1 protein-coding gene is annotated in these 3,212 nt (G+C 30.9%); it reads right to left on the reverse strand.

Annotation, left to right across the window (positions count from 1 at the left end; genetic code table 11):
- Positions 1-3,212 (reverse strand): autotransporter outer membrane beta-barrel domain-containing protein (locus BMX01_RS07835; RefSeq protein ID WP_159427900.1); only part of this gene is annotated, 3,212 nt, incomplete at both ends.

Here is a 3,212-nt window from a genome sequence, read left to right on the forward strand (position 1 = left end):
GATTTATCAATTCCATCTGACTTATCTTGTTGATGATTAATATTATTTAGATTTTCAAAGCTAACGCCTGGTACTTTAATTTCGTGTTTACCAATATTTAGTTTATGTTCATCAATCTTTTCTTTACGATCAGTTTTTTCTACATTCTTATATTTCTCACCAGCATTCGTAGAATCATAATTATCCGTTCCAGTATCATTTTTATTCCATTCACCATTTTGGAATTTAGTTTTATATTTTTCAGCAATAATTGAAGCCTGCTCACCTTCAGCATCACCATTCTGAATTATTCCAGCAAAGATTTTCGCTTTATCAGAATCAGGATAAAGATCTAACATCTGAGAATTAATATTTTCCTTAAATTTATTCCATTTTTCTTTGAGTTTTATAACTTGTGTTTGATCTTTTAATTGAGCTTGCCAATTTGCTCCAAAAACTTTTGTTAAAGCTGTTCCTAAATAACTAGTACCACTTTGGTTTACAGCATTACCTAAAGCAGCCAAATAACTTACCGGATTAATATAACTCCCCGCACTTGCATTACCCTTAGAATAAGAGTGTTCAATAGGCTCAGGATTATTATCAGATAGTGCTTCATCTATAAGTTTTTCTACACTTGTAAAAGTTTTAGTATTATTCCCTTTATATTGTTTTTCATTGTTTTGCTTAAAATTTAAATACGTATAGTAATATCCGTCACTTCTAAAAGTTAATGTAATATTATTATTAGCTTTAAAAATTTGATTATAGATATTAAATTTATGGGATTGCATATTATTTTCAAAACTAACTCCTGAATCATAGCTTAATTTACTCTTAACATTGATCGTACCCCTATTAATAATTTGGGGATTATTGTCCTCTTTTGATTTATTAAAAGTAAAATGTTTCCCTGCATAAATTTTACCACGATGTTCTACTTTCAGTTTATTATCTAAATCAATAAAATTTCCTTGAATATCTAGATTTCCTTCAGAAGCTGTTTCGTGATTTGTCTGAATTCCTCCGTTACTCTGCTGTCGTATTTGATATGTACTATTACCTGTTTTCGTTATTGTTTCTATATTTGTACCTGTTAATTTAACATCATTCTTTAATTGATGTGCCTTAACAGTGATATTCTTCCCCGCATAAATTTCACCTAGGTTATAAGCTTCATTATTTGAATTTAAACTAATATTGCCTTGAGAATGCATAACAGCAATCTTATTGCTGATATCTGAATCATTAATAATATTACCATCAAGCGCAGTTAGATTTAATCCTAATCCACCTGCGAGTAGGTTTCTATTGGTGAGATTGCCTTTTTTAGCGGTGACATCTAACAGCCCATTACTCATCGCCGTACCATTACTTTCATTGGTAAATTTCTCTGCGCTGGTAATATTTAATATTTGATTACTGATTAGCGTACCATTATTAGTTATGTTACCTTGGCTAGTGATATTTAATACGCCAAAACTTCTAATCGTGGCGTTATCAACATTAACAAATGCTCCTTTATTGGTGATATTTAAGTTTTTTCCACTTTCAATGGTGCCATTATTGGTAAAGGATTTGCCTTGAGCAACACTAATATCTAAAAGGTTATTAGAGGCTAATATTGCTTTTTGTTTATTAGTAAAATTACCTTGAGTCGCAATCTTTAATGCTTCAATGCCAAGCAAAGTGCCGTTGTTAATAAAATCCGCTTCACTAGAAATATTTAAATTTTTGATACTGATTAATTTACCGTCATTTTTAACGGCTGTGTTACTGTGAATATCTAGGTTTTTCCCAACGGTTAAATTACCGGTATTGGTAAACCTTTTTATATTGCTAACATTTAGTGCATTCACGGTTGTCAAATTACCGTTATTAGTAAAATTACCGCTTGAATTAAGAGTGACGTTACCAATCAAAGTAATATCATCACCTTTACTAATAGTGAAATTATTGACATTAACTTTTAATTGATTTTGTGCATTAACTAACTTACTGCCATTGCCCGTAAAATCACTTTTTTGTGAGAATGTGACCGTGGCTTTATCTTTACTAAAGATATCGCCTTTATTCACGTAATGCGAACCATTAACGGTAAAATTCAAGTTTTGCTCGGCTAAAATTAATGCCTCTTCCTTATTATCCAGTTTATTAGTGGTAATATTAGCGAAAATGCCGGCAATCGTGCCGTTGTTGGTGATTTTATCAACTTTAATATCTAAATTTTTAGCGGTCAGTTCGGTTGTATTATTAAGAGTAAGATTTATCGCTTTAATATCCGCTTTTTGTGCTAACAGTTTAGAAACATTATTTAAAGTTACATTCTTAGAAATATTTAATGTTAAGTTATTAGCTGCAAGCTCTGAATAATTATTTAACATGACATTCTTCACTTTTTTGAAGGTAAATTCTCCTGCTGAAAGGATAGATTTGTCATTTAGTGTTACATTGTCGACAACATTCAAGTCCAACTTATTCGATGAAAGTTTTGAAACATTATTTAAAGTTACATTCTTAGAAACATTTAATGTTAAGTTATTGGCTACAAGTTCAGAATCTCTTAACGCAACATTATTAGCTACGCTCAACGTCATATTACCCGCTGAAAGTTTGGACTTTTTATTTAAGGTAATATTGTTAGAAGCATTTAATATTAAGTTATTGCTGCTAAGCACTGAGTTGTTTAAACTAAAATTTTCTACTTTTTTTATTTCCAGATTATTAGCTGAAAGTTTAGACTGGTTGTTTAAAGTAACATCATTGCTAACATTTAAAATAAGTTTTTGCGCTAATATTGAAGCAGTATTTAAGGTAAGGTTACCGCTTTGAATATCTGCCGATCTTGCTGAAACTTTAGATGATTTATTTAGATGAGTATTATCCTTTACCCTAAAACTTAAATTATTTGCTGACACTGTCGCGTTTTCTAATGTTAGATTTAACGCTCTAATCCCCAAATTATTGTTAGATATAACACTTGAAGCGTCATTTAGTTTTACATGCCCTGCAGTGTTTAAGATAAGTTGTTGATCCGTGTGAATTTGCCCTTTTTCGGCAAGTTCAATATCTTTACCCACTACACGAACATAATCAGCATAGACTTTATTTAGTTGAGAGTCACCTTCATCTGTTAAAATATTAATATCATCTTCGGCAAAAATAACTCCTTGATGATTAACGCCCGCGCCTTTATCCGTCACAATAAATTTAATATTGCGACCATACATTGA

Origin of the sequence: [Haemophilus] ducreyi (assembly GCF_900109315.1) — a bacterium.
Lineage (GTDB): Bacteria > Pseudomonadota > Gammaproteobacteria > Enterobacterales > Pasteurellaceae > Haemophilus_B > Haemophilus_B ducreyi.